Annotated in this window: 21 protein-coding genes and 1 pseudogene; 10 read left to right on the forward strand and 12 right to left on the reverse strand. The window is 68.0% G+C overall.

The genetic code is table 11. The features are described 5' to 3' along the window. Positions 1-13 precede the first annotated feature (13 nt). Positions 14-3,067: a glycoside hydrolase family 9 protein gene (locus CACI_RS02285; RefSeq protein ID WP_012784707.1), complete on the reverse strand. Its 3,054-nt coding sequence runs from the start codon at positions 3,065-3,067 to the stop codon at positions 14-16. A 246-nt stretch (positions 3,068-3,313) separates the two neighbouring features. Between CACI_RS02285 and CACI_RS02290 the strand changes: the two genes are divergently transcribed. Beyond that, positions 3,314-4,375, forward strand: a complete 1,062-nt coding sequence (locus CACI_RS02290; protein WP_012784708.1) for a LacI family DNA-binding transcriptional regulator — start codon at positions 3,314-3,316, stop codon at positions 4,373-4,375. A 117-nt stretch (positions 4,376-4,492) separates the two neighbouring features. Here CACI_RS02290 and CACI_RS02295 read toward each other — a convergent pair whose 3' ends face one another. Continuing rightward, positions 4,493-5,455 (reverse strand): glycoside hydrolase family 11 protein, encoded by a 963-nt coding sequence (locus CACI_RS02295; RefSeq protein WP_223297430.1) that lies wholly within the window; start codon positions 5,453-5,455, stop codon positions 4,493-4,495. A gap of 439 nt (positions 5,456-5,894) precedes the next feature. Here CACI_RS02295 and CACI_RS02300 point away from each other — a divergent pair, with 439 nt between their 5' ends. The 4 genes from CACI_RS02300 (at position 5,895) to CACI_RS02315 (ending at position 8,645) form a co-directional block, all read left to right on the forward strand. Next, positions 5,895-6,584 (forward strand): hypothetical protein, encoded by a 690-nt coding sequence (locus CACI_RS02300; protein WP_012784710.1) that lies wholly within the window; start codon positions 5,895-5,897, stop codon positions 6,582-6,584. Between the two features lie 116 nt (positions 6,585-6,700). Beyond that, positions 6,701-7,792, forward strand: coding sequence for a hypothetical protein (locus CACI_RS02305; protein WP_012784711.1), 1,092 nt, complete (start codon positions 6,701-6,703; stop codon positions 7,790-7,792). A 49-nt stretch (positions 7,793-7,841) separates the two neighbouring features. Beyond that, positions 7,842-8,078 (forward strand): hypothetical protein, encoded by a 237-nt coding sequence (locus CACI_RS02310; RefSeq protein WP_012784712.1) that lies wholly within the window; start codon positions 7,842-7,844, stop codon positions 8,076-8,078. 306 nt (positions 8,079-8,384) lie between these two features. After that, a complete protein-coding gene (locus tag CACI_RS02315) occupies positions 8,385-8,645 on the forward strand; it encodes an SCO5918 family protein (protein ID WP_223297431.1) in 261 nt (86 codons plus the stop codon). Positions 8,646-8,707: 62 nt separating this feature from the next. On the opposite strand, the gene CACI_RS02320 is transcribed toward CACI_RS02315, so the two are convergent. The 5 genes from CACI_RS02320 to CACI_RS02345 form a co-directional block, all read right to left on the reverse strand. Continuing rightward, the gene (locus tag CACI_RS02320) at positions 8,708-10,063 is read right to left on the reverse strand and encodes a sensor histidine kinase (RefSeq protein WP_012784714.1); all 1,356 of its coding nucleotides are present in this window, start codon (positions 10,061-10,063) and stop codon (positions 8,708-8,710) included. Beyond that, a complete protein-coding gene (locus tag CACI_RS02325; RefSeq protein WP_012784715.1) occupies positions 10,060-10,731 on the reverse strand; it encodes a response regulator transcription factor in 672 nt (223 codons plus the stop codon). The genes CACI_RS02320 and CACI_RS02325 overlap by 4 nt, the downstream gene beginning before the upstream one ends. A gap of 84 nt (positions 10,732-10,815) precedes the next feature. Continuing rightward, positions 10,816-11,502: a hypothetical protein gene (locus tag CACI_RS44915; protein ID WP_012784716.1), complete on the reverse strand. Its 687-nt coding sequence runs from the start codon at positions 11,500-11,502 to the stop codon at positions 10,816-10,818. 95 nt (positions 11,503-11,597) lie between these two features. Then, on the reverse strand, positions 11,598-12,302 hold the full coding sequence (locus CACI_RS02340) for a response regulator transcription factor (RefSeq protein WP_012784717.1): 705 nt from the start codon (positions 12,300-12,302) through the stop codon (positions 11,598-11,600). Next, positions 12,299-13,444, reverse strand: coding sequence for a sensor histidine kinase (locus tag CACI_RS02345; protein WP_041539999.1), 1,146 nt, complete (start codon positions 13,442-13,444; stop codon positions 12,299-12,301). Before CACI_RS02345 ends, CACI_RS02340 begins: the two co-directional genes overlap by 4 nt. 85 nt (positions 13,445-13,529) lie before the next feature. On the opposite strand from CACI_RS02345, the gene CACI_RS02350 reads away from it, so the two are divergent. Further along, a complete protein-coding gene (locus CACI_RS02350; protein WP_012784719.1) occupies positions 13,530-15,107 on the forward strand; it encodes an alpha/beta fold hydrolase in 1,578 nt (525 codons plus the stop codon). Between the two features lie 208 nt (positions 15,108-15,315). Beyond that, a complete protein-coding gene (locus tag CACI_RS02355) occupies positions 15,316-16,737 on the forward strand; it encodes a DUF2252 domain-containing protein (RefSeq protein ID WP_012784720.1) in 1,422 nt (473 codons plus the stop codon). A gap of 90 nt (positions 16,738-16,827) precedes the next feature. On the opposite strand, the gene CACI_RS54020 is transcribed toward CACI_RS02355, so the two are convergent. Beyond that, positions 16,828-17,166 (reverse strand): cellulose binding domain-containing protein, encoded by a 339-nt coding sequence (locus CACI_RS54020; RefSeq protein WP_395994358.1) that lies wholly within the window; start codon positions 17,164-17,166, stop codon positions 16,828-16,830. 9 nt (positions 17,167-17,175) lie between these two features. After that, positions 17,176-18,396: pseudogene (locus CACI_RS49495) on the reverse strand (glycoside hydrolase family 11 protein); the annotation flags it as partial. A 575-nt stretch (positions 18,397-18,971) separates the two neighbouring features. Between CACI_RS49495 and CACI_RS02365 the strand changes: the two are divergent. The 3 genes from CACI_RS02365 (at position 18,972) to CACI_RS02375 (ending at position 22,624) form a co-directional block, all read left to right on the forward strand. Beyond that, positions 18,972-19,982 carry a polysaccharide deacetylase family protein gene (locus CACI_RS02365; protein ID WP_012784722.1) on the forward strand — a complete coding sequence of 337 codons (1,011 nt, stop codon included), beginning with the start codon at positions 18,972-18,974 and terminating at the stop codon, positions 19,980-19,982. Positions 19,983-20,229: 247 nt separating this feature from the next. Next, positions 20,230-21,021 carry a maleylpyruvate isomerase family mycothiol-dependent enzyme gene (locus CACI_RS02370; RefSeq protein ID WP_012784723.1) on the forward strand — a complete coding sequence of 264 codons (792 nt, stop codon included), beginning with the start codon at positions 20,230-20,232 and terminating at the stop codon, positions 21,019-21,021. A 304-nt stretch (positions 21,022-21,325) separates the two neighbouring features. Next, positions 21,326-22,624: an ABC transporter substrate-binding protein gene (locus CACI_RS02375; protein ID WP_012784724.1), complete on the forward strand. Its 1,299-nt coding sequence runs from the start codon at positions 21,326-21,328 to the stop codon at positions 22,622-22,624. 121 nt (positions 22,625-22,745) lie between these two features. Here CACI_RS02375 and CACI_RS02380 read toward each other — a convergent pair whose 3' ends face one another. The 3 genes from CACI_RS02380 to CACI_RS02390 are packed head-to-tail and all read right to left on the reverse strand — an operon-like array spanning position 22,746 to position 26,421. Continuing rightward, positions 22,746-23,753 (reverse strand): glycosyltransferase family 2 protein, encoded by a 1,008-nt coding sequence (locus CACI_RS02380; RefSeq protein ID WP_012784725.1) that lies wholly within the window; start codon positions 23,751-23,753, stop codon positions 22,746-22,748. Positions 23,754-23,808: 55 nt separating this feature from the next. Next, complete coding sequence (locus CACI_RS02385) at positions 23,809-25,263, reverse strand: cytochrome P450 (RefSeq protein WP_012784726.1); 1,455 nt, start codon at positions 25,261-25,263, stop codon at positions 23,809-23,811. Between the two features lie 51 nt (positions 25,264-25,314). Then, positions 25,315-26,421: a hypothetical protein gene (locus CACI_RS02390; RefSeq protein WP_143765121.1), complete on the reverse strand. Its 1,107-nt coding sequence runs from the start codon at positions 26,419-26,421 to the stop codon at positions 25,315-25,317. Positions 26,422-26,445 lie beyond the last annotated feature (24 nt).

A 26,445-nucleotide genomic window follows, 5' to 3' on the forward strand; every position in this document is an offset into this window, starting at 1 on the left:
TCGAAGCGGTGCGTCAGTGCGGTTCGGTTCCCCAGACCAGCGTTCCGTTGACGTAGACGGTGACGTTCGTGTTCGCCGTCCACGCCGTGTCGGCTGCGTTGAAGCTGTAGTCGTTGGTCTGGGTGAAGTTCGACCAGTCGCTCTTGTTGATCGCGCTTTGGACCTGGCCGGTCGAGGCGCCGGGGGCGAGGCTGCCGGCCGCGGTGGTGAAGCCGACCTGGACGTAGTGGTCGGCGCCGGTTGTCGCGGTTACCGAGGACACTGACTGCGTGACCTTCGCGCAGCCGATGACGGCGTACCAGCAGTTCGTGGCGAAGGTGCTGGAGCCGCCGTCGGAGGTGAACCAGTAGCGGATGGTCACCGATGACAGCGGCACCGCGCTGGTCCCGTTGTTGACCACGTTCAGCAATGGTTGGAACGACTGCGTGGTGGCTGTGGTGACGCTGGTCTCGTACTGCACCGAGACGGACGACGGCGGCGGCGGAGTGCCCGCTGTGGTGGTCGCCGATACGCTCGATGACGCAGCGGAACTCAGGCCATTGACATCGGTCGCCACGACATAGAACTGGTACACCGTCGAGGGCGTCAGGCCACTGACAGTCGCGGTGATCGCCGGAGCTGCCACGGTCGCGACCGCGGTCGCCGGCGAACCGGTCTTGTAGACGGTGTAGCTCGCGATCGCCGACGTCCCCGCCTTGGCGGCGGTCCAGCTCAGCCCGACGCTCGTGGACCCGGTCGCGGTGACCGTCAGCGCGGTCGGGGCGCTCGGCGGCGTCGCGGACGAGGACGTGGTGGTCACCGCGACCGTCGGCGATGCCGGGGACTGGTTGCCCGCACTGTCCCGCGCCACGACGTCGAACGTGTACGCCGTGCCCGGCGTCAGCCCGGTCAGCGGCGCCGACGTCGTGGTCGAGGACGCCACCTTGGTCGAGGTCGCGCCCGACACGCTGTACACGTCATAGCCGGCCACCGCGTTCGTGCCCGGAGTCGAGGCGGCCCACGCCAGCGTCGCGCCGGTGGCCGTGATCGCCGAGGCGGTCGGCGTCCCGGGCGTTCCGGGCGGGGTGACCGGCGTGCCGCTGCCCGGGGCGGTGCCCCACACCTTCGTGCTGCCGTCGTAGAGCTCGATGTGGCTGGTGTTCACGGGCGTCGAGTTGGTCGCCATGCCCACCAGGTCCTGGTAGGACCAGTCCTTGGTGTAGTCGTGCGCCGCCGGGAAGGTGATGCGGAACTGCACCTCGCGGTGGAACTGCGACTGCCCGGCCGGGGCGACGTCGTCGCCGGCGCAGCTGATCGTCACGTAGTAGGTCGAGCCGGAGTACTGCGTGATCGGGCCCGGCGCGTTGCACTGGCTGTAGGGCGAGGTCAGCTGGAGCTGCGAGGCGGTCTCGCCGGCGTCGAGGGTGAAGTAGTAGCGGAACGAGCCGTTGGTCAGGTGCCGGGCCGGCCAGCCGGACTTGTTGACCACCTCGGCCTTGATCTCGATGAAGTTCGAGCCGGTCTGGTTCGGCGAGGCCTGCATGAGCTCCTCGGGACCGTCGGGCGTCTCGGTCGGCGGGAAGTTCGCGCGCGGCGTGCCGCCGTACTCGGTGGTCAGCTCGGCGAGCGCGCCGGAGAACAGGGCGTTGTAGTCCAGCGCGCCCTCGGTCTGCTGGTAGTTCTGGCGGCTGTCGGTGAAGCCGTCGCCGGAGGTCGGGCCGCCGACCAGCAGGCCGTAGTCCAGGTGCCGGGTGTTCGGCGGGTCGCTCATGCTCTGGTCCCACGAGTCGTGGGCGGGCCGGTTGTGGATCTGTTGCGGCCAGGCGGTGTTCGTGCCGCCGTTGGTGAAGCCGACCTCGTAACTTTCCTTGTTCGGGTTGTCGCCGAGGATGTAGTTCATCTGGCGCACCGCGAAGTCGTGGTACGTGGCCTGCCTCGCCGTATCAAGGCTCTGCGATTTGAGCCAGTTCTCGAAGTCCAGGGCCAGGTATGCCTCGTTCGCGGAGTAGCGCGCCGTGCCCCAGACGTCGACCTGCGCCTCACCGCCGGGGGACATGCTCACGTGCTGGCCGTTGTAGCCGGTGGTGAACCAGTCCAGGTTGCGCTCGGCGTCGTCGATGTACTGCTGCTGGCCGGTGATCTCGGCGAGCAGGATGTACGACGCGTACGAGGAGTCGTCCCAGCTGATCGTCCAGGCGTATTCCGGCGTCGTGGTCTGATTCGCCTTGTTCAGGTTGGCGAAGTACGTCTCGGCCTTGGTCAGGTACGCGGTGTCGCCGGTCGCCTTGTAGAGCCAGATGGCGCCCCACACCAGCTCGTCCCAGTAGCCGCTGAACGAGGTGTAGAAGCTGGAAGCGCCGGTGATGCAGGCGTCGTACTTGCCGCGGTAGTCGTCGGCGAACTCGTACAGGGACTTCGCCTGCGCGAGCAGCTTCGCGGAGTACGAGGGATCATCGGTCTGGAACACGATCGAGGACGCGGCCATCGCCGCGGACGCCTGGCCCACCAGGTCCGAGCCCGGGCAGGACTCGGTCACCGCGTAGGAAGGCCTCGGCTCGGGGTTGACCTCGGCCGGTCCCCAGAAGCTGTGGTCGCTGCTGCCGTCGCCGACCTGGCCGTAGAACACATGCGGCGAGGGGTGCGCCTTGATGATGTAGTCGTCGCCCCACCGCAGGTCGCGTTCCAGGTACTGCCACTGGCCGGACTTCTGGTACCCGGATTTGTCGTCGATCGCTCCCCAGGCCAGCGCGGTCATCGAGTACGCCTCGGGCAGGCCGAACTTCACCTCGTCGCCGGCGTCGTGGTAGCCGCCGGTCAGGTCCAGGCCGTGGTCGGCGCCGTCGGTGAGGTCCGACGGTCCGCGCCAGGACACGCGGTTGTCGGCCGGGAGCGGGCCGGAGCGCTGCGACTCGTAGAAGAGCATCGAGTCCTGCAACGCCTCGGCGTAGTCGAACTCGCCGGTGGCCGAGGGCGTGCCGGCGTGCGCTGCGGTCGGTATCGCCAGCGTCAGCACGTTGGCGACCAGCAGGCCCGCGAGCAGCGTCGCGGTCGGGCCCGTGATGCGGAACCGGGGTGTGCGGAGTCTCATCGGTGGGCGTCCCTGGGGAGAAGGATCGATGGTCGGCATCCCGACCGTCCGCAAATGGCGCGGCGTCAGTCAACGTTCGCCCCTCACTCAGGGACCTGACCTGCGGCGTGGAGCTGCGGATGGCGAAAGTTTCACCGCTCGCGACCGGGTGGCAGGGCGCGGCGCGGACTCGGCGTGACCTTCTTTTACGGCCTGATCCACTGCTACTCTGGCCGAAACTTTCGGTGAGGGCGGGGAGATGTTTCGATGGCACCTCGGCGATCGCGGAACGGCGTGGACCTGACCGCGCCGACCACCGCGAGCACGACGACCACCACCATCGCAGCCGTCGCCGAGGAGGTCGGCGTGTCGGTGGCGACGGTCTCGAAGGTGCTCAACGGGCGCTCGGACGTCGCGGCTCAGACGCGGGCCAAGGTCGAGGAAAGCCTGGAACGGCACCAGTACCGCCGGCGCGCCAAGAAGAAGCAGACCGGCACCGGGCAGGTCGACCTGGTCTTCCACGAGCTCGACTCGGCGTGGGCGATGGAGATCATCCGGGGCGTGGAGGCGGTGACCGAACCGGACGGGGTCGACGTGGTCCTGTCGCAGTTGGGCGGCGCGCACCACCCGCCGCAGCACTGGCTCGACGCGGTCTTGGCGCGGCGTCCGCTCGGCGTGCTGTTCGTGCTGTGCAGCCCGACCAAGGTGCAGCAGGAACGGTTGCGGCGTCAGGACATACCGTTCGTGGTCGTCGACACCGACAGCGCCACCACCGCTTCGGTGCCCACGGTCGGCTCCAACAACTGGAACGGCGGCTTGGTCGCCACCCGGCACTTGCTGGAGCTCGGCCATCGCCGGATCGGGATCATCTCAGGGCCCAAAGACGTGCTGTGCAGCCGGGCTCGGCTGGCCGGGTTCCGTGCCGCGCACGAGGAAGCGGACGTCGAGGTCGACCCGGATCTGGTGCGCTACGGCACGTTCTACCTCGACGCCGGATACGAGCACGGTATGGCGCTGCTGGATCGCCCTGACCGGCCGACGGCGGTGTTCGCCGGCTCCGACATGCAGGCCTTGGGCGTGCTGCGGGCGGCGCGGCAGCTCGGGATCGACGTACCGCGCGGGCTGTCGGTGATCGGCTACGACAATCTCGAGGTCGCGGCCTGGACCGATCCGGCGTTGACCACGATCGACCAGCCGATAAGGGATATGGCTGGGACCGCCACGCGCATGGTTCTGGATCTGGCTCACGGCCAGGACCCGAGCAGCAGCCGGATCGACTTGGTCACCGCGCTAGTGGTGCGGGAGAGCACTGCGCCGCCGGCGGGCTGAGATCTGCTGGCGGACGGCCTGTTCGTGCGGGCTGTGCGGACGTGGTCCGGCGGGGCCATCGAGATTCTCGAGACCCCGCCGGATGCGGGCTTGTGCCCTGCCCTTCGCGGTATGGCGCTATGAGCTACTACAGGACACTGATGGCCATGTCCATTGGCCGTTTGGACTGATGGTCACGCCGAAGTTGTTGCCGCTTCCGTTGGGTTTGGCGACCATCACGTATTGGCTGGGCCAGGTGGCGCTGACGTTCCAGGTGTTGTAGACGACGGCGGGCGAGGCCATGTTCATCGTCACGGTCCAGTTGCTGGAGCCGGTGACGGCGACGTTGAGGTTGTACCAGTTGCTGCCCTGCGAGCCGGCCGACAGCGTTGCAGTACAACTGCCGCCGCCACCTCCTCCGCCGCCTCCGCCACCGCCACCGCCGCCTCCACCGCCGGAGCTCACGGAGACGTTGGAGCTACCGCTGCCGCCGCCCCAGGCTTCCGTGGCGAGGATCTGGTAGTTGAGCGTGCCCAGGTTCATCCCGTGGCTGGACCACGCGTTGATGTAGTTGGACATGGTGATGGTGCCGCTGGACACCGGCGACGTCCGGATCGCCAGGTACTGCTCGAAGGTGGCGGTGCCCTGGATCGAGGGCTGGTTCACCTGCTGGTGCTCGTAGATGTTGAACGTCCCACCATCGCTGGTGACCTGTCCCATGTACGTGCCGGCCGTGGGGGGCGAACCGACGTAGTTCTCCATGACGTAGTACTCGACCAGCGGACTCGTCGACCAGCCGTACAACGAGACGAGCGAGGTGCCGCCGTTCGCGTTCAGGCTCCCGGTGAACGACTTCGTCGACTTGTCGCCGGGATTCCAGCCCACGCCGGCGACGAAGTCACCGATCCCGCTCCAGGTGGAGCTGTAGCTGTTCCCCGAGTTCAACGAGATACAAGCCGACCCCTGGCCGCTACTCCACATCTGGTAGTAGTAACCGCTGTTCGTGCCGGTCTGGTTCGAGCAGATACTCGTCGCCGCCGAAGCGGGAACCGACGGCAGCATCGCGCCCAGGAACAGCGCGAGCACAACGCCGATGAACATCCGGAGCCGACGGCTCCGGCGCGCACCGGGGAGACGTGAATTGCCGGGCATGCGAAATGCGCCTCCTAGCTGTGATGGAGTCGCCGAGAAACGGCGACCGGGACCAGGTCACTCAGACCTACCGGCAGTGTTGGATCGGGGCGTGGAGTAGTCAATGAGTTTCGAACAAGTTTCGAAGAACCGACGTACCCTGACTCCGACAGGTGACCATGCGCTTGCTGCGACACGTCGGATCTATGGCAGGCATAACAGGCGATAACCGCCGTGAAGATCGAGCCCTTGGCTCGCCGATCCCACCGAAACTTTCGGCCGCCACGGTCATAGCGACCACACGCGCTCGCGACACCTACTAGACGCCTGGATGCGCAGTCCTGAGACTAGACATACGCAAGCCCCGCTAGCCCGCAGGCCGTGTTCGACGCGTCGAAGGGAAGCCCTGATGCCCGAGTTGATACCGCGGCTGATGGCGCCGTTCCTTCCCGAGGAGACGCGCTATCGCCTCAGGCAGCACAAGCTCGACATCGAGGCGGCCGAAAAGGCGGCGCGAATACTCCCCTTGCCGGGCGTCACGATAACGGTGCTCCACTCCACAACCGGCGCGCGATCCTGGCGCGAGACCACCCTGGTCCCCACCTCGACGCCCCCGCATATGACCGCCTGGTGGTTCACCAAAGGCAGCCTGGCCTGGGACGGCAACCTCCTCACCGTGACCGGCGACAACGACACCTCACCCCACTGGCCCACCGCCCAAGGCGGCGTCCAACCAGAATTCTCCGCAGACAACGTCGCCCAAGCCCGCCACCGCCCCGTGACCTCCGGCGAATGCCCAGCCGCGGTCGTGGAGATCGCATCCATCTCCCTCCGGGGCCAACGCCCCCGCCGCCTCTACTTCCTCGACGAAGAATCCCGCCACCTCACCATGACCCCCGCCCGAGGCTTCACCGAAGACCAACTCACCACCTTCGCCCACCACGCCGGCCTCACCTACCGCACCTACGCCCTCACCACCGGCGGCAAAACAACCCCAGACGCCATGTGCGAAGCCCTGTTCCCCCGTTCAGCACGCCGCCGCCGAGTAATCAGCGAGCACAGCCCGAGCGTCGAGTGGCAATGGCAGGGGTGGCCGTAACAGCCAGCGTCGCAGCCATCTGACGTGTGCCCGCTATAGCCCTCGGCGAGCGTGAAATCCGCTATACACCCTCTTCACCAAACGTCACAATGAGGACGAAGGATGAGGAGACTGCCATGGCGAGCAGGCTGTTCGACGGTGCGCTGATCAACGATGAGCCAATACTCAAGGCTCAGTTGAAACGCACCTGGCGGATGCTGCTGATGGTGGTATCCGCGTCGATGGCGGTTGTGGGCTTGGTTTTCGTCGTCCTTCGCAACCACTTCGGCGCCAGTTCGGACATTCACAATGTGGTTCTGGAAGTCGGCGTCAACCTGGCGCTGTTCGGCTGCACGACGCTGTTGGTGACGGTGATCGCGTCGCAACAGCTCGAACACCAGATCCTCGGAGAACTCAACACTCGCCTGAACGCGCACGTCAAGAACGTCGGCGACACCATGAACGAGGTGCAGAGCGAGTTCCGCAAAACCATCGAGACCTTTCTGCCGCTCTTCGGCAACGGCCGCGACCTCGGTCTGGACAACATCTTCCTGACTCGGACCGACGCCTTGATCGACATCGAGAGCCATCTGCGCGACGAGTTGAAGAGCGCGGCCGTGGAAAGCTCCCGGACCGGGGGTCCCGACGATCGCGACGGACCCCGCGCGCGGCTATGGTTCGTCGGCACATCGCTGAAAGGCATCCTGGAGGCCTCGGCGCTGGGATTCGACGGCGCCGGCATCCTGTCCTGGGCAGCCTCCCTCGCCGCCCAGGATCTGCTGGATCTCAGAGTCTTGCTGACTCACCCGACCTTCGCCCGAGTACGCGCCCGCCAGGAACACCGAGCAGGGACAGCCATCCCCGAGGAAATCAGCGAGGCCTTGGAGTTCCTCCACGCGCACCAAGTCAACGCCGCCTGCATCCGCATGACTCAGGCCTCGCCCACCGTCTTCGCCATCGCGACCCGCGAAAGGATGCTGCTGAATCCGTACCCCTACGGCGCCGAGGCGCACCGAAGCTTCTCCATCATCGTCAAGCGCGTCCACCAGGAGCCAAACGACCACGACTCCCTCCACCGCGACATCTTCGAGCAGTACGAACAACGACACTTCGTCCGCCCCTGGGACGACGGCCTGCCCGTGGAACAAGGGGCAAAGGAAGATCCATTCGTGATCCCCGAGGCCACCTTCAACCCCCTAAGACCCGACGGCGGCGATCCCGCAGCCTGACGCGTTGTCTTGCCGCGCGCGTTCGCACCAGCTGGGCGACACTTGATCCATGGCGTCTGATCAGTGGGAAAGCGACCAGCCGAACGTCGTTCTCAGAGGCGGCCCGCTCGACGGCGAGACCCTCACCGTGAAGAAGCTCCGGGACGGAATCGAGCGCGAGGTCGACGGCTGGATCTACGCCTACGTGCCGACCAGCGACCCCGACGACGAGCACCCCGCATGCACCGTCTTCATCTACGTCGGCGAGCGGCCGGCCGTCTGGCTCGCCGGCGGTCTTGCGGGGTAATCAACACTCATCGAGCGGGACGGTCGTGCTCCCCGCGCCTTGAGCACGGACCGCGCCGCTGATGGTCCAAATGGGTTGGTCCGGCCCTCAGATGGTCGAGTGTCACGGACACGTCACCGACCGTATGCGCCGCTCGCTCCCGGACCGGATAGACGGCCGGAAACCGCGGCATCGGTCCGTCAGCGGCGGAGGGGCTATATCCTGTACACGGAAGTGTCTGCGAGGAATCCCTCGCGTGGAGCGGCAGGCGGCGTGCGAACCGTCTCTTGTCGCGCCTGGCATCCCCTCCGAATCTACCTGCGAGGCATGATGCGCTTCACGATCGCCGGATGTTCCTTCCACCTGCAAGCGAGTGATGTCGAGCAAGCGATGAGCGGGATCAAGGGCGAGCCGATCTCCGGCGCGTGTGTGCGGATCGGCCGGCGCTGGTATCCGGTCAAGCAGGTGGGGGCGGTGATCACCGGTCAGGACCGCCGAGACTTCAGTGGCGCGGAGGTCACCCATGCGCTCGAGAGGCTGGGCTACACCTGCCGTCCCACGCCTCCGGACGCCCCTGCTCAGGCGTAGTCTGCGAGTCGCTCGCGCACTCGGCCCACCCCTATGCCGCTATGCCGCTATGCCGCTATGCGCTACGCCTCGCCGCTGACGGGCAGCGTCAGACGCAGCAGCGCGCCGGTGGAGCACCGTACGGCCCGAGCCGTGCCGCCGTGGGTCTCGGCGACCTGGCGGACGATCGCCAAGCCGAGCCCGGAGCCGGGGTGCGCGCGGGCCGCGGGGGAGCGGTAGAAGCGGTCGAAGACGAAGTCCAGGTCGCTGTCGGGGATGCCGGGGCCGTCATCGGCGATCTCGACGACCCCCTTCACGACGCTGATCCGTACTCGTCCGCCGGCCGGGCTCCACTTCACGGCGTTGTCGACCAGGTTCGCGAATGCGCGCTCCAGCGCGTCCGGGTCGCCGTGCACCCACGTCGGCGCGCACCGCAGCTCGAAGTCGATCCGGGGTGCCCGGCGCGCCGCTCGGGCCGCCACGCGTTCGGCGACGAGGTCGAGCCGGACGTCCTCGGTGTGGAACGCGGCCTGGCCGAACCGTGCCAGATCCACGAGATCGTTGACCAGGGCCTTGAGCTCTCCCGCCTGTCCCAGCGCCTCGGCGGCCAGCAGCGGCGCCTGCGCGTCGGACGGGTTCTCCGCCAGCAGCTCGAGGTTGACCGTCAGGCTCGTCAGGGGCGTGCGCAGTTCGTGCGAAGCGTCCGCGACCAGCCGTCGCTGCGCCCCGACTGACTCGTCCAACGCGGAGGTCATCGCGGAGAACGCCGCCCCTAGGCGTCCGATCTCGTCGCGGCTGGCGGCCGGGATCGGGATCGTCAGATCGCCGGTCGCGCGGATGAGCTCGACGGTCTCGGTGAGCCGTCCCACCGGACGCAGGACGCGCCGCGCTGCGAGCCGCGCCGCCAGTGCCGCCAGGAGTCCGGCTGCGACCGTCGACGCCGCGAGCAGCCAGGCGAGTTCATGGAGCGTCGGAGCCGGGTCGGACTCCGGGATGGCGGTGCGGACGAGCGATCCCCGGCTGTCGGGGAACGGCATGGTGTAGACGCGGTAGGCGACGCCGTTGTACGTCGCGTCCTGGAAGTACGGTCCGGTGCCGCCCAGCGCGACCGAGACATCGTGGGCGGAGACGTCGATGAACTGCGCCGACGGACCGATCCGGACCACGTCCGAGGGAATGATCTGCAGCTTGGTCGTGCCGATCCCCATCGAGATCGGCGGGAACAGCGGTGCCGCCGGTGTCTGGCCGTCCGGCGGCGCGTTCTGGGACTTGATGTACGCGGCCACGTCCGGCGCCTGAGCGGCTGCTGTGGCCAAGGCTTTGTCGATCTGGCCTCGCAGACTGGTGTCCACGGCCGGGTACAGGACCACCGACACCAGTACCAACGCGCCGGCGACGATCGACCCGCCCGCCACGGCCAGACGCGTGCGCAGGTTCACGGCTCCTCGCGCAGAACGTAGCCGAGTCCGCGAACCGTCTGAATCAGTCTGGCGCCGCCATCGGCCTCGAGCTTGCCTCGCAGATAGCTGATATAGACCCACAGAGCGTTCGACTGCGGCCCGAAGTCGTAGCCCCAGACGGACTCGAAGATCTGCGTCCGACTGAGCACGTGCTGCGGATTGCGCAGGAACAGCTCCAGCAGCGACAACTCCGTCTTGGTCAGCTCCAGGCGCCGACCGCCGCGCTCCACTCGCCACCCGCTCAGATCGAGCCGGACGTCGGCGAACGTCAGCACCTCGGACTGCGCGCCGCTGCGTCGCAACAGGGCCCGCAGGCGTGCGCGCAACTCCTCCAGCGCGAACGGCTTCGCCAGGTAGTCGTCCGCTCCCGCGTCGAGCCCGGCGACCCGGTCGGTGACCAGGTCCCGGGCCGTCAGCATCAGGATCGGGGTGTCGTCCCCGGCCGAACGCAGGGCCCGACAGACCTCGAGCCCGTTCGGCTCGGGCATGAGGATGTCGAGGACCACCGCGTCCGGCCGGAAGGCGACGTGCTCCGCGAGCGCGGACGTCCCGTCGGCGACCGACACGACGTCATACCCGTCCCGGCGCAGCGCGTGCTCCAGGGACCGGCGCACCGCCGGGTCGTCGTCCACCACGAGTATCCGCATGCCCGCATCCTCACTCTCGGTCCTTAAGCCCAGCTGAGAGGTCTGTTCCTCTTGAAACCGGGCAGACCGGCGCCCGGCGCCCGATCAGCCCTTCGTGCCACCGATCGACATCTTCAGGTCGGTGAGCGCGGTGGCCAACCTGCTGGAGCTGACGCCGAGCGACGCGGCGATGTCCCCGAACGCCTTGGACGTCGGGTCGACCCCACCGCGAGCGTCGTCCAGAGCGACCACCGCGGCCAGCGCGGTCTTGGCCTTCTTCTGGTCGACACCGAGTTCGTGCGCCACGAACGCCGCCGCCGAGTCCGTGGTGAACGGAGAGGGCCCGGGCACGCCGTGCTTACTCGGCTTGCCGCCCTCCGGTCCCTTCCTGAAGATCTCCGTCCCCAGCGCGTCCTGGACCCGCGCCACCGGCAGCCCCAGATTCGCGGCGATCGCCGCGTAGAACGCCTGCGGGGTACCGCCGTTCGTCGAGGCCAGCGACATCTTGGCGGCGACCATCGCGGCGTTGAGCCGATCCGTCGTCACCCCGAGCTTCGCGGCGAGGGCGGCGAACTCGTCCTTCCCCGCGTCGGCGGACTTGCCGTCGGACTTGCCGTCGGACTTGCCGGCGGACTTGTCGACGGACGTGTCGTTTCCGGCGACCGCGGGAGCGCCGGACTTCGTCGGGCTCGGCGCCGGCGTGTTCCCCGATGTCGCTGCCGAGGCCGTCCCGGTCGCGCCCAGAGCCGCGATCGCCACCACGACTGCGACGACCCTCTTGCGTTTCACCATTGTGCTGCCCTTCATCCATGTCGGTACGCCGGAGGAAGACCGGCGCCGTGGTGACAACATGAGCAGCCCGCCCTCAGCCGGGGATTCGGCGCACCTTAGAGTTCCCTCAGAACGGCGCCGGACGACCCATCTTCGTCCCCTGACACACCGATTCCGTAGCCGGCACCGGCGATCGTCACGACCACGTCCGGCGCGCCGAGTTTGCGCCGCAGCCGGCCGACCGTGACCGAGACGGTGCGGGTGAAGGGATCGGCGTTCTCGTCCCACACCTTCTCCAGCAGGTGTTCCGCGCTCATCGGCGCGGGTGCCGCCGCGAGCAGGGCGGCGAGGACTTCGAACTCCTTCGGCGACAGCCGCAGCGGCCGGCCGAGCCTGGTCGCCGTGCGCAGCGTCGGGTCCAGTTCGATGCCGGCCGCCCGCAGCACGCGCGGCCGGGCTGCGGGGCGGCGCCGGGCCAAGGCCTGGACGCGCAACACCAGCTCAGGGAAGTGGAAGGGCTTGGGCAGGTAGTCGTCGGCGCCGAGGCGCAGGCCCTGGACGCGTTCGCCCGGCGAACCGGCTGCGGTGAGCATGAGGACCAGCGCCGGGTTCGCGGACTCGGCGATCTGGCGGCAGAGCACGTCTCCGTGCAGACCCGGGAGGTCCCGGTCGAGGACCACGACGTCGTAGTCCGTCGAAGCGCATTTCTCCGAGGCCGTCAGGCCGTCGTAGGCGATGTCCACCGCCATGCCCTGATCCCGCAGTCCCTCGCCGATGTCGTCGGCGAGCCGGCGGACGTCCTCGACGACCAGGACCCTCACAGCTCCACCTCCGCGCGCAGTCCGCCCTCGTCCCGGGCCTGGAGCAGCAGCCTGCCATGATGCACCTCGGCGATCGCCGCGATGATGGACAAGCCCAAGCCGGTGCCCGGCTGCGACGTCCGTTGCGAGCCGAGGCGTTGGAACGGCTGCCCGAGCAGGTCCACTTCGGCCCGGGTCAAGAGCGGCCCGCCGTTCTCGACGATGATGCGGGTTCTGTCATGCTCGCCGCGCGGGACCGTGACCTGTGCGCGCAACCAGCCGCCGGGCTCGTTATGGCGGATCGCGTTGTCCACGAGGTTGTCCACGAGACTTGCCAGCAACGTGTCGTTGCCTCGGTACAGCACGGGCTCAACCTTCTGTTCCACCAAGAGGCGCTTGTCCTCGATCGTGGCCCTGCGCGCGTGGAGCGCGGCGTCGAGCAGGTCCGGCAACGACACGGCAGAGGTCTCCATCCGCTCGACGTTCTGGGTCCGGGCCAACAGCAGCAGGCCTTCCAGCAACCGGTCCGCGGCGTCCAAGCCTTCGCGTAGTTTGCCGCCCAACACGTCCACTTCGCGCGGTCGTCCCGGCTTGGCGACCGCGACATCGAGGGAGGTACGCATCATGGCCAACGGGGTCCGCAGCTCGTGCGAGGCGTTGGCGATGAACCGGCGCTGCGCCTCGAAGGCGGCTTCCAGCCGGCCGAGCAGACCGTCGATCGTGGTGGCCAGCTCCGTCATCTCGTCGCGCGGACCGGTGAGCGCCAGGCGTTCATGCAGGTTCTGCTCGGAGATGCGGCGCGTCCGGAACGCCATGGTTCGCAGAGGACTGAGTACCCGGCCGGCGACGATCCAGCCCAGCAGGGTCGACACCGCGGCCATCGCCGCCAAGACCCCGGCCGACTGTGCGGCAGCCGCGCGCACGGTGGCCCAGGTGGGACTGACCGTTCCGGTGGCCGGCCGGAAGACGCGCAGCACGTCGGACCTGCCCGGCATCGGCGACGGCAGGCTCGGCGGCGTCGGGTCGAACGTGACCAGGATCGGGTTGCGGAACACCAGATACAGCGCGACGGCGAGCAGCACTATGCCGGAGGCGAGGAACAGCGCCGCGTAAAGCAGCGTCAACCGCATCCGGATCCTGCGCGGATACCACGGGACCGACATCGCTCAAGTATCAGGGTCCGGTGTCAACAACCGGGTAACAGCCTCGGTGACCCGGCTGTTGCCGGACTTCTTCTAAACCGGAGCCATGAAACTCAGTAAACGCAACGGCGTCGCCGCTCTCGGGCTCGCCTTGGGCGTTGCCGGCGTCGGTCTGTCCGGCACCGCGAGCGCGACGCCGGACGCCGCGTCGCAGGCTTCTGCGATATCTGCCATCACCTGGCAAGCGTGTCCGCAGTATTCCGACGATGTCCTGGGAGCCGTCGGCATCCAGCCGAAGGACCGGGCGGCGTTCCGGGACATGTGGGCACGCACCGACTGCGGGACGGTGAGCGTCCCGCAGGACTACCGGCATCCGGAGGGACAGCATGTCACGATCGCGTTCACCCGGCTGAAAGCCAAGGACCAGGCGCACCGCCAGGGAATCCTGTTCATGAACCCCGGGGGACCGGGCGGCAGCGGTTACCTGATGCCGGAGCAGGTGGCCTTGCAGAACCCCTCCGACGCGCAGCTCAACGACCAGTACGACCTGATCGGCTTCGACCCGCGCGGGATCGGCTACAGCACCTCCGAGGATTGCGCGGGCTTCCTCAACGGTCCGCCGCCGCAGTCCGGGCAGCTGACGAAGGCGCAGGTGAAGCAGGCGTACGACGCATCGGCGAAGACCAACGCCGAGTGCTCCTCGTCGGACCCCGCGTTCCTGGGGCAGCTCACGACCGCGAACGCGGCGCGGGATCTGGACCAACTGCGGCGCGCGCTGCACGAGTCGCAGGCGAGCTATTTCGGCGTCTCGTGGGGCACTCAGCTCGGGGCGGTGTATCGGAGCATGTTCCCGGCGACGATCCATCGGATGTGGCTGGACAGCGTCGTCTCGCCCCGCGCCTACGATCTGGCGTACCGCATGGACGGCGCCGCGCAGAGCGTGGAACAGGACTTCGGACTGTTCGCGACATGGCTGGCGCAGCACGACGACGTCTACGGCTTGGGCACCACCGCTCAGTCGGTGACCGCGCGAGTGCTGGCCTTGCGCAAGCAGGGCGACGCGCATCCCTGGCAGTTCTCTGACCTGAGCGAGCCGCTGGACGGTGGGTTCATAGCGTCCCTCGCGAGTTCGCAGAACACTGACTGGGAGCAGGCTGCGGCCGTCCTGAAGAGCATGACGGCCGCGGTCTCCGGGCAACCGGCCCCGCCCGGAGTGAAGGCCGTCGCCAACGGCCACGGCCCGCTCCCCCCGCCGCCCAGCGGCGCCCCGCAGGCCTTCAACCCGACGGCGCAGCAGGCCTACCTGTGCAACGAGGACGACAGCTCCCGCGCCTTCGAACCGCTCTGGGACGAGTACCAGCGCAACCTCCAGCGCGACCCGGTCACCGGCGACCTCACGGCACTGCGCCCCACCTGCGCGGGATGGAATCTGCCGGTGCAGCACTTCACGCTGCGCTACAGCCCAGGCTCGCTCCAGATGTCAGGGCACGAATACGAGACGCTGACCCCGTACCCGTGGGTGTGGCAGATGCAGCAAGCCATCGGCGGAACCGTGTTCACCGTCGACGACTTCCGACACGGTTCGCTGGCGCTGGTGCCCGAGTGCGCCTCCCACCTGATCGCGTACTTCGAGACCGGCAAGGCCGACTCGGGTTCGTGCCCCGGCTTGCAGCCCAGCGCGTAGACCGCCGGAGGGCTCGGCCGGGACGATCCCGGCCGAGCCCTCGGTGGTGGGGCATTCATGGTCAACACCGGTGTCCACCTGGACGCCGCGGTGTACGAGCGCGGACCTCCGCACGGTATGCCAAAAGGCACTAAAATGAGTCAAAGCCGACCGCTCGAAACCGTGGTTCGAAGCAGACGGTGTGTCGGCGGCGCCGGAGGTGCATCGAATGGCCGAGTCCAGGAGGGGCGTCGTCACCGGACGCCCGTATCTGACCCCCGAAGAACGTGTGAAGCGCGGACGCTCCGCCCGGCGCGACGCACCCCGGTCGAGCCACGGCGAGTGGGAGCCCGCCCCCGATCGCCGGCCGGTGATCGACCAGTTGGAGGCGCAGGCCTCGACGTCGGTCGCGGACCTCGTGCCGATTCGCTACGGCCGGATGATCGAGTCCCCCTTCCGCTTCTACCGTGGAGCCGCATCCATCATGGCCGCGGACCTGGCCTCGACTCCCAGGTCCGAGATGCGGGCGCAGCTGTGCGGGGACGCGCACCTTCTCAACTTCCGCCTGCTGGGCTCACCGGAGCGCCGGCTGGTCTTCGACATCAACGACTTCGACGAGACACTGCGCGGCCCATGGGAATGGGACGTCAAGCGGCTCGCCGCCAGCCTCGCCATCGCCGGCCGGGAGAACGGCTTCGACGACCACCAGCGCGAGATCGTGGTGCGGACCATGGCCGGCGGCTATCGCGAGGCCATGCGCGCGTTCGCCGGAATGACCAGCCTCGATGTCTGGTACGCGCACGGCAGCACCGAGCGCATCCGCGAGCTCTACACCGATCAGCTCGACGCGCAACGCCGGAAGAACTTCCGGCGCATGCTGGAGAAGGCCAAAGGCCGGGACAGTCTGCAAGCGGCTGAGAAGCTGACCACGACGGTCGACGGGCGTCCGCGCATCGTCGCCGATCCACCACTCGTCGTCCCGCTCGCCGACCTGCTCCCGGACCTGGAACGTGGAGAGGTCGAGGCGTGGATCCGGGATCTGGTCCGGCGCTACAGCCGCAGCCTGCGCTCCGATCTGCGCATGCTGCTCGACCAGTACCGCGTCGTCGACATGGCCCGCAAGGTCGTCGGCGTCGGCAGCGTCGGCACCCGGTGCTGGATCGTGTTGCTGGCCGGCTCCGACGAACAGGATCCGCTGTTCCTCCAGATCAAGGAGGCCAACCGCTCCGTGCTGGCGGATTACGCCGGCGAGAGCCCTTACGCGCACCAGGGCCACCGCGTCGTGGCCGGACAGCGGCTGATGCAGGCGGTCGGGGACATCTTGCTGGGCTGGAAGCGGGGCGAGGACGCGCACGGCGGATCGCACGACTTCTACGTCAGGCAGCTCCGTGACTGGAAGGGCATCCTCGAGTCCAGAACCATGGTGCCCCATTCGATGCGCATCTTCGGAGAGCTCTGCGGAGCCACTCTGGCCCGTGCTCACGCCCGCTCCTCCGACCGGATCGCGATCGCTTCGTACCTCGGGAAGGGCGACGGGTTCGATCGCGCGCTCGCCCGGTTCGCCGAGGTCTACGCCGACCAGAACGAGAGGGATCACCAAGCGCTCGTCGAGGCGGTCGACCGCGGCCGGATCCGCGCACAGGCTGCGTGAGGAACGCAGCGTCTGCGTCAGAGACTGCACCAGATGCTGCGACAGCGGCCGGGCCACGGAAGAGCCCGGCCGCCTTACTGCGTCAGCGAATCAGCTGCACGCGGTTCCATTGAGCGTGAACGCCGTGGGGCTGCTGTCGTTGGAGCCGTAGGTCCCCTGGAAGCCGAACGACGTGGTACCACCGGGAGCGATGCTGCCGTTGTAGGCGACGTTGGTCGCCGTCACGTTCGAGCCGCTCTGGGTGGCCGTGGCGCTCCAGGCGTTGGTGATCTTCTGGTCGCCGGGGAAGCTCCACCCCAGGGTCCAGCCGTTGACCGCGGTGGTGCCGGTGTTGGCGATCGTCACATTCGCGGTGAACCCGCCGGGCCATTCGGAGGTCCGGGCATAGGTCGCGTGACAGACCCCGGTGGTGGTGCCGCCGCCGCTGATCGACCAGGTGAACGTCGCCGAGCCGGAGCCGCTGGAGTCGCTCGCGGTGACCGTGACGTCGGAGGTCCCGGCGGCAGTCGGCGTACCGGAGATCACGCCCGAGGAGCTGATGGACAAGCCCGCCGGCAGTCCGGTGGCGCTATAGGTCAGAGCCTGTCCCGCCGAGTCCGTCGCCTGGATCTGAATCGGGCTGATGGCGGTGCCGACAGAGCCGGTCTGGTTCCCGGGGCTGGTGACGGTCACGAGGGTCCCGGTCTCCGAGCCGACCGTCCAGGTGAACGTGGCCGACCCCTTGGCTCCGGTGGTGTCGGTCCCCGTGACGGTGACCTGGTAGGACCCGGGAGTGGTCGGCGTCCCGGAGATCAACCCGCTGCCACTGTTGATCGACAAGCCCGGGGGGAGGCCGGAGGCGGTGTAGGCGAGGGTCTGGCCGGACGCCGAGTCCGAGGCGTGGACCTGCACGCTCGCCGGGCTGCCGGCCGTCGTGCTCTGGCTGCCCGGGTTGGTCACGGTCACCGTGTTCGTGACGCTGCCGCCGATGGTGATGTTCGAGTTGCCGCTGCTCTGGTAGCCCTCGGTGGCCAGGATCATGTAGTTGTACTGGCCCATGTTCATGCCGTGGCTGGCCCAGGCGTCGAAGAAGTTGCCGGTGGTGATGGTGCCGCCCACCCGCTTGGACTGCCGGACCGCCCAGTACTGGTTGAACGTCGCGGTCCCGATGATGGACGGTTCGTTGTACCGCGTCGTCTCGTAGATGTCGTAGGTGCCGCCGTCACTGGTGACCGTGCCCTTGTAGGTGCCGGTCGGCCGGTAGCTGCCCCAACTGTCGGTGATGTAGTACTCGACCAGCGGGTTGGTGGTCCAGCCGTACAGCGACAGGTAACCGTTCCCGGAGGGGTTGAAGCTGCCGGAGTAGCTCACCGTCTTGCGTCCGCCAGTACTCCAGCCCAGACCGGCGACGAAGTTGCCGGCATTGCTCCAGGAGGTGCTGTAGTTGCCGGCGGACCCGAAGGTCATGCAGGCCGAACCACTGCCTTCGGTCCAGAACGAGTACCAATACCCGCTGACGGTGTTGGTCTGGCTGGAGCAGATGGTCGTCGCCGCGCCGGCGGTTCCGGGCAGGAGCGCCATGACGCCGGCGAGCATCGCGGTGCACAGAACGCTGATCAGAAGACTGATTCTGGTACGGCCGCGCCCGCGACGATTCGGACGCGGAGGAGCGTCATTCATATGTGTACTTCTCTCTTGTCGAGTCCGTTTGCCCAGCTAGCCGCCAGCGCGGTCGACCGCGGAATTCACTATGCGCGAAACGGAAATGCGTCGCGCACGTTGTTCCACGCCCGCGATCGACATCACTGTGAGCCTGGTCGGCCATCGTGTCAAGGTTTCGAAGATGTTTCGATACTCGATCTTGCGAATACCCGCATTGCCGACTCGGCGGCGCCTGATATGAAACTTTCAGCGCGGGTACCTCAGGCTCCATGCACCGCCACCAGCCGAAACGCCGAGGTGGACGAGTGTGTTCGAAGTCTTCTTTTGATGCTCGAAGAGTTTCGAAACTTCGGTGCGCGTTGACGTCACCGGTATTGTTCTGGCACCGTCGGAAGGATATGGCCCACCGTTGTCGAGGGCGCTATCCAGTGTGCCGCGATCGTCGATTCCCACCCCGGTGCCGCCTCGCTGCTGCAAGCAGCGTCTATCCATGTTCGAAACATGTCCGAAACTCGTTGACAGCAACTCTGCAGGATCCTGATACTCCCCTGAAACAGCGTCAGTTACGCAAACTCATGCCCACAGGAGGATCAATGCGTATCAGACCACGATCTTGGAGACGCTCTCTGACGTCCGGACTGGCCGCGGCCGCGCTGGCACTGGCCGGTGCGCTCACCGTCGGCGTCGGCGCGCCGGTCGCGCATGCCGCGACGTGCGGCGGGTACGTCGGCCTCAGCTTCGACGACGGTCCGTCCAACGACCACACCCCGGCTATCCTCAACGCGCTTAAGCAGAACGGCCTGCGGGCGACGATGTTCAACGAGGGCCAGTACGCGGCAGCGTATCCGGCGCAGGTGCAGGCCGAGATCAACGCCGGCATGTGGGTCGGCAACCACAGCTACACCCATCCGCACCTGATTCAGGAGAGCCAGGCGCAGATCGACTCCGAGGTCTCCCGTACCCAGCAGGCCATCGCCGCGGCCGGAGGCGGGACGCCCACGCTGTTCCGTCCGCCGTACGGTGAGACCAACTCAACGCTGCGGGCCGTCGAGGCGAAATACGGTCTCACCGAGATCATCTGGGACATCGACTCCCAGGACTGGAACGGTGCCAGCGTCTCCGCGATCGTCGCGGCCAACGGCCGGCTCACCAACGGCCAGGTCATCCTGATGCACGAGTGGCCCGCGAACACCCTCGCCGCGATCCCCCAGATCGCCCAGGTTCTGGCCAGCCACAACCTGTGTCCCGGCATGATCTCCCCGCAGACCGGCCGGGCAGTGGCACCGACTGGTGGTAGCGGCGGTGGGGGCGGCGGAGGCGGCGGTGGCGGAGGCGGTGGCAGTTGTACTGCAACGCTGTCGGCCGGCTCGCAGGGCAGCAACTGGTACAACCTCAATGTCGCGGTCACCGGCTCCTCCACCTGGACCGTGACGATGAACATGGTGTCGCCGGCGGTCGTCTACAACACCTGGAACGTCAGCGCCACCTGGCCCAGCCAGTACGTGATGGTCGCCAAACCCAACGGAAGCGGCAACAACTTCGGGGTCACCATCACCCCCAACGGCCAATGGACCTGGCCTTCAGTATCCTGCAGCACCACCTGAGGCTGTTGGAGATCTGTTGGAGATCAGCGCGCCATAGCAGCGCGCCGCAAAAGCCCCTCCGCTTGCGCTGGCGGAGGGGCTTTGACCTGTGGTTCACGGGCCTGAGGGCGAGGTCTGCTCCACCGGGAACATACTCAGGCCGGTTCAGGTTTGTTCACCAGCGCCGTCGGGTACGGCGGAGCGCGTCTACCGTGAGATCGTCGCGCAGATCTGAGCGACGTAGAACCCCGTCGATCCTGGAGAACGCATGAGTAGCCCCGATACGGTGATCGCCGCCCTGCGCAGCGAGTACGACCTTCTGGCCCAGCAGGTCGCGGCGTTCAGCGACGACGACCTGGCCGGGCCCTCGGCCGCGTCCGAGTGGGACATCTCGGAAGTCCTCAGCCACTTGGGCAGCGGCGCGGAGATCAACCGGGCGACGCTCCAAGCCGCGCTCGACGGGACGGCGCCCGGCGGCCGCGAGTTCAACGAGTCTGTCTGGGACCGGTGGAACGCCATGTCCGGCCGGGAGCGCGCCGACGGGTTCGTCGCGGCGAACCGCGAGCTGACCGAACTGTATGAATCGCTGGATGCCGAGACGCGGGAAAACCTGAGGATCGACATGGGCTTCCTGCCCGCGCCGATCGACGTGGCGACCGCCGGGCGCATGCGTCTCAATGAGCTGGCCATGCACTCCTGGGACATCCGTGTCGCCTCGGACGTGAACGCCACGCTTGCGCCCCAAGCCGTCCGCGAACTCCTGCACGGCGAGCCGGACCTCACCGCATGGACCAGCAAGCCCGAGCACCTCGACGGCGAGAGCCTGGTCCTCCACGTCACCACGAGCGAGCCGGAGTCGGACTTCGCCCTGAACCTGACCACCCCGGTGAGCACCAGCTTCGAGGTCGCCGACAAGTACGACGGCACGCTCACGCTCCCGGCCGAGGCCTGGCTGCGTCTCAAAGTCGGACGTCTCGCGCCGCAGCACACGCCGACCGGGATCGTCACCACCGGCGCCGCCGACCTCGACCTGCTGCGCAAGGTCTTCCCCGGGTACTAGGCCGATAGGCCGATAGGCCGATAGGCTGATCGGCCGATCGCGTCACCGGAGGCGGGGCGGCTTCGCATCCGCCTCCGGGCAGCCTTTCGCACGGCCGCACCATCGGGCGCCGTGTACTTGATCAGTAATCAGGGTCCTGCCTCTGGGGCGGTTCACGCCGCTACCGGCAGCTTTGGAAAACGTTATCGACAACGATTGACACAACCAGAAACCTGGGCGCAAACTTCTCGCCAGTCCTCTGTGACGCCTACGTCCTCCACTCAGGACGCAGGCGCGACCACGACGATGGACAGGGAGTTCCCCAGTGACGACGAGAATGCGCAGCGCGATAGCCGTCTTCCTCGGCTTGGGCACGATGCTCGCCGCCACCGGCTGTGCCGGCAGCAGCGGCGGCGGGGGCGGCGGTTCGTCCGACGGCAAGGTGACGGTGACCGTCTGGGAGAACGCGACGAACGGCCCGGACGGCCTGCAGTACTTCCAGAGCGCCGCGAAGCAGTACCAGGCCCTGCACCCGAACGTCACGATCTCGTTCCAGACGATCCAGAACGAGGCACTCGACGGCAAGCTCCAGACCGCCCTCAACTCGAACAGCGCGCCGGACGTCTTCTTCCAGGTCGGCGGCGGCAAGATGCGGGCCCAGGTCGCCGCCGGCGAACTCCAGCCGCTGAACCTCACCGACGCGGACAAGACCGACGTCGGCGCGGCGGCCCTGTCCGGCAGCACGCTCGACGGCAAGGTCTACATGATGCCGGTCGACACGCAGCCCGAGGGCATCTACTACAGCAAGAACCTGTTCCAGCAAGCCGGCATCACCACGACGCCCACGACGATCGACGAGCTCGAAGCCGACGTCGCCAAGCTCAAGGCAATCAACGTCGCACCGATCGCAGTCGGAGCCAAGGACGCCTGGCCCGCCGCGCACTGGTACTACAACTTCGCCCTCCGCGAGTGCAGCCAATCCGTCATGGCGAGCACCGCCAAGTCGCTCAAGTTCACCGACCCATGCTGGACCACAGCCGGAAACGCCCTGGCCACATTCCTCAAGACCAACCCCTTCCCAGCCGGCTTCCTGACAACCGCAGCCCAGCAAGGCGCCGGCTCCTCAGCGGGCCTACTCGCCAATCACAAGGCAGCCATGGAGCTCATGGGCTCCTGGGACCCCGGCGTAATCGCCAGCTTGACCCCGGACCAGAAGCCGCTCCCCGACCTGGGCTGGTTCCCGTTCCCCGCAGTAGCCGGCGGCCAAGGCGACCCCTCCGCAATCATGGGCGGCAACTCCGCCTACTCGCTGTCCAAGAAGGCACCAAAGGAGGCCTTCGGCTTCCTGGAGTTCATGCTGACCAAGGACCAGCAGGAGGCATACTCCAAGGCCTTCCAATCAATCCCGGTGAACCCGGCGTCCCAGGACGTCGTCACCACCTCCTACAACATCTCAGCACTGCAAGCCTTCAACAAGGCCGCCTACTCAATGCAGTACCTCGACACCCAGTTCGGCCTAAACGTCGGCAACGCCCTAAACACCGCCGTCGTCAACCTCATGGCCGGCCGAGGCAGCGCCGCCGAAATCGTCACGCAGGCCAACGCCGCCGCGGCGAAGGGCTGAGTAGGGACGCGGTGAGTGGCACCCCGGCGGCCTTGACCCCCGCCGGCGGCCGCGGCAGTCGTCTTCGCCGGACCCCGGCGTCGTCGTCGAGCCGCGGGCCCGTGGTGACCCTGCCGGTGGATCACGCCGCGGCGTACAACCGCAACAGCTCCTCCCGCACCGAGTGGCCGACGCCGGCCTCCACTTCAGCCAGCAGCCGGTTCGCCTCGTCGAGCGTCATCGCGTGCTCCCAGCGCCGCTTGAACAGGTATGCCTCCAGCGTTTGGTGCTTGCGGCAGAAGAACTCGACGTTCGCCATCAGCGCTGCCCGGCGGCGCCGGTTGTCGAGCAGGGCGTTGCCGGTGCCGATGGGATGGACCTGGTGGTGGTTCACTGCCGCGCGCTCGATCCGGAAGCGGGTGCCGGCCTGCCACAGCCGGTAGCTCAGGTCGGTGTCCTCGACGCCCCAGCCCTGGAATCCGTCGTCGAAGCCGCCGATCTTGTCGAGGAGCGCGCGCGGCACTGACAGGTTGGCCGTCGTCGCGAGGACCCAGCCGAAGCGGAAGTCCGCCAGTTCGTCCCCGTACTTGTCGACGATCGCGTGGTAGTTGTCTGGTTCGTCCCCGAGTTCCATGCGGCTGACGGCCACCGGGTAGGAGACCGCCACGTCGCCCGGCTCGATGGTGCGCAGCGGGGATGCCAGGGGTTCGACGCCGCCCACGCGCCGGGCCAGGGTCGTGAGGTCGCTTTCGTCGACCGGGAGCATCCGCGGGATCCACACGGTGACCCCGCGCTTCTTCCAGCCGATCACCGCCAGGTCCTCCTCACCCCCGGCGCTGTGCGCGGACACGTGCGCCGCGAGGAACTCCGGCGGCAGGATCCGGTCGTCGTCGCTGAACACCACCAGGTCGCCCGAGGCTCGAGCCAGCGCCGTGTTCCGCGCCGCCGCGCGGCCGGCGTTCGCCTGGACGAGCGGGACGATGGCGAAGCGGTCCCGGTACGGCGCGATCAGATCGGCCACGCCGCCCTCGGTGCCGTCGTCGCAGAGTACGAGCTCGAAGTCGGAGTGCGTCTGCCCGGCCAGCGACGCGAGCGTGTACTCCAGATAGTCCCGCTTGTCGTAGGTGGCCATGATGATGCTGACCTTCACAGCGTGTCTCCTTGGTCCCGTCGATGCTGCCCGGTCGGCGAGGGCGAGGGCGCCCTCACCAGCCGAGCCTGTCGATGTCGCGGTCCGTCAGGCGGACCATCTGGTGGATGTCGCCGACCACACGGCCGCCGGCACGCGGCGTCCCGGGCGGCCTGAGGATGACGGAGACGCCGTTCTTGGGCGCCATCATGAGCCCGACGTCGCGGGAGAGGTCGGCGCCATCGGCGACCCGCGGGCTCCAGCGCCGCAGGACCTCGGCGAGGATGATCTTCATCTCCAGGGTGGCGAACGCCGCGCCCACGCACACATGCGGGCCCACGCCGAACGGCAGGTACTGGTACACCGAGACAGGGCCCTGCGTCGCCCAGCGGTCGGGATGGAAGCGCAAGGGGTCGGGGAACAACGACTCGTCGCGATGCGTGACGAACTTGCTGGTGACGACCTGGCTGCCCGGCGGGATCTCGAAGCCGCCGAGCTCGGTCGGCGCGACCGCCACCCGCGAGGTGTTCGGTCCCGGCGGCATGAGCCGCAGCACCTCCTTGACCACCGCGTCGAGCAGCGGCAGCTTGTCGATCTCCGCCAGACGGGACTCGACGTCCTCGGGCAGGGCGCCGACCTCCCCGGTCAGGGCGTCGGCGATATCAGGATGCTGATCCAGAATCGCGAAAGCCCAGGACAGGGTGTTGGACGTGGTCTCGTGGCCGGCCACGATGAACGTGGTCAGGTGCCCGATCAGCTCGTCGGCGCTCAGCGCGGGACCCCCGTCCTCAGCCCGCGCCTCCATGAGCCCGGACAGCAGATCGCGCCCGCCGCCGTCGCGACGGGTGGCCACGATGCCGTCGAGCGCGTCGTCGAGGTCGCGGATCACGCCAAGCAACCGGGCCAGCGGCGCGCCGGGGACGTTGAACGGGAAGTACCGGATCGACGGGGCGAAGTAGCGCAGCGCCAGCATCCTCTGCACCAGGCGGCCGAGCGGCCGCGCGTCTTCGGCGATGTCGACCCCGAACAGGACGAGGCAGACGATGCGCAGTGTCAGCTCCCGCATGCGCACGCTGAGGTCGAACCGGTCCCCCTGGCTCCAGCTGTCCACCTCGGCGCGGGTGATGAGCGCGACCGCCTCGCCGTAGCCGCGGACGGCCGAGGCGCGGAAGGCCGGGGCGACCAGGCGGCGGGCCGCCTGGTGCGGCGGGCCGTTCATGTTGAGCAGGCCGATGCCGCGCCGCGCCGCCTTGATCATTGGCGGCGTGGCGTATTCGAAGGCGGTGTGGAACGTGCCGTCGTCAAGCAAGACGGTCCGGTTCTGCTCGGCGCCGAACGCGAAGAAGTGCTGCCGGTCGCCGTGCGTCAGGCCACTGACCGGGCCGAACCGGTGGTAGACAGCGCAGGTGTAGCCGACGGGGTCCTTGAAATACCGCTGGCGGTTGAGCCGCCGGCCCAGCAGGCGCGCGGGTTCCGGTCCCGGCACCGGCACGGGCACCGGCACCGGCGGACGCTCGGCGATCTCGGTCATGATCTCGGTCTCCCCGTTGTCGAGTCTCGATGTGGATGGCGAGCCTGTGGCTCAAGGCCACCGCGCCCCGCGGTGGGCGATCGCATGCACGGTGTCCTGCTCGCCGCCGGCCGCGACCGTGGCGCCTTCGTGGATGGCCAAGCCGAATAATTCCGCCGCGTACGGACCCAAGCGGTCGAGCACCGGCGCGGGCAGATAGCGGCGGAAGGCGCCGGGAAGGACCGTCGCCAGCGCCGCCTGCCACAGCGGGTCGGCTGCGCGGGCCACGACGCCGGCCGGAGTGACACCGCTCACCAGGCCGAGGGCGAGGCAGGCGAGCCACACCTCGAACAGGACCGTGTCGCTCAGGGTCTTGCGAATCTCCTCCCGCCGATCGCTCTGGCGGAGGTGCGCGTCATACTGGCTGCGTAGCCAGGCGGCGTCCAATTCCGGCGGCAAGCGCTCGGCCAACGGCCAGCCGGTCCAGACCGCCTCCTCGTCAGGGCCGCAGTAGAACCATTCGCCGATCAGCCGCATCCAGGAGACGTGCGGCAGGAAGTCGAGGTCGGCTCCGGCGACGGTCGGCTCCAGCGCGGCCAGCAGTCCGGCCGGGGGGTCGGGGACGAAGCAGGCCGACAGCCGGGGTCCCTGGAACGTGTTGCCGGTCAGGCTCGGCCGGTCCTGATGCTGCACGAGATTCGGTGCCACGACGACGCCCCGCGTTCCGGTGCGCCGCAGATGGTTCAGCAGCGCGATGTCATCGGGCTCGGTCTCGGTGCGGCCCTTCTCGGCGAAGTCGGCCGCTTGCGCGGCGGGCAGCACCAGCGCTTGGGTGGGAATGTAGGGGTCTGCGACGGCCGCGTAGCCCTGCCCGCGCAACAGTGCCAGGCGGACCAGGGTTCCGGCCCGCGCGCCCCACTCGGCGAACATGCTGACCGCCGCGTCCGGATGGGTGCGGACTGCGGCGACCATCAGATCGACGAAGCCTTCGCACAGGACGACGTCGTCCTGGAGCACCAGGTGGTGGGTGGCGCCCGGCTCGACCATGGACCAGGCGAGCAGCGCCGTGCCCAGACTGTGCCCGCGTTCGGGTTCGGGGTCGACCGCGATGCGCAGCTCCAGCTCAGGATGGCGTTCGACGAACCGCCGGACCTCGGCTTCGCGATCCGGGTGTGTCATCACCGCCGCTGAAAGCACCAGCGC

The organism is Catenulispora acidiphila DSM 44928 (assembly GCF_000024025.1).
Lineage (GTDB): Bacteria > Actinomycetota > Actinomycetes > Streptomycetales > Catenulisporaceae > Catenulispora > Catenulispora acidiphila.

Excerpts from the sequence above, each read along its gene's own strand:
- CACI_RS02325 (WP_012784715.1), bottom strand. The coding sequence starts at position 10,731 with ATGCGGATACTCGTGGTGGACGACGACCCGGCGGTGCGCCGGTCCCTG.
- CACI_RS02290 (WP_012784708.1), top strand. The coding sequence starts at position 3,314 with ATGGCACCTCGGCGATCGCGGAACGGCGTGGACCTGACCGCGCCGACC.
- CACI_RS02310 (WP_012784712.1), top strand. The coding sequence starts at position 7,842 with ATGGCGTCTGATCAGTGGGAAAGCGACCAGCCGAACGTCGTTCTCAGA.
- CACI_RS02355 (WP_012784720.1), top strand. The coding sequence starts at position 15,316 with ATGGCCGAGTCCAGGAGGGGCGTCGTCACCGGACGCCCGTATCTGACC.
- CACI_RS02315 (WP_223297431.1), top strand. The coding sequence starts at position 8,385 with ATGATGCGCTTCACGATCGCCGGATGTTCCTTCCACCTGCAAGCGAGT.
- CACI_RS02305 (WP_012784711.1), top strand. The coding sequence starts at position 6,701 with ATGGCGAGCAGGCTGTTCGACGGTGCGCTGATCAACGATGAGCCAATA.
- CACI_RS02365 (WP_012784722.1), top strand. The coding sequence starts at position 18,972 with ATGCGTATCAGACCACGATCTTGGAGACGCTCTCTGACGTCCGGACTG.
- CACI_RS02350 (WP_012784719.1), top strand. The coding sequence starts at position 13,530 with ATGAAACTCAGTAAACGCAACGGCGTCGCCGCTCTCGGGCTCGCCTTG.
- CACI_RS44915 (WP_012784716.1), bottom strand. The coding sequence starts at position 11,502 with ATGGTGAAACGCAAGAGGGTCGTCGCAGTCGTGGTGGCGATCGCGGCT.
- CACI_RS02345 (WP_041539999.1), bottom strand. The coding sequence starts at position 13,444 with ATGTCGGTCCCGTGGTATCCGCGCAGGATCCGGATGCGGTTGACGCTG.
- CACI_RS02390 (WP_143765121.1), bottom strand. The coding sequence starts at position 26,421 with ATGACACACCCGGATCGCGAAGCCGAGGTCCGGCGGTTCGTCGAACGC.
- CACI_RS02385 (WP_012784726.1), bottom strand. The coding sequence starts at position 25,263 with ATGACCGAGATCGCCGAGCGTCCGCCGGTGCCGGTGCCCGTGCCGGTG.
- CACI_RS02300 (WP_012784710.1), top strand. The coding sequence starts at position 5,895 with ATGCCCGAGTTGATACCGCGGCTGATGGCGCCGTTCCTTCCCGAGGAG.
- CACI_RS02295 (WP_223297430.1), bottom strand. The coding sequence starts at position 5,455 with ATGTTCATCGGCGTTGTGCTCGCGCTGTTCCTGGGCGCGATGCTGCCG.
- CACI_RS02285 (WP_012784707.1), bottom strand. The coding sequence starts at position 3,067 with ATGAGACTCCGCACACCCCGGTTCCGCATCACGGGCCCGACCGCGACG.
- CACI_RS02370 (WP_012784723.1), top strand. The coding sequence starts at position 20,230 with ATGAGTAGCCCCGATACGGTGATCGCCGCCCTGCGCAGCGAGTACGAC.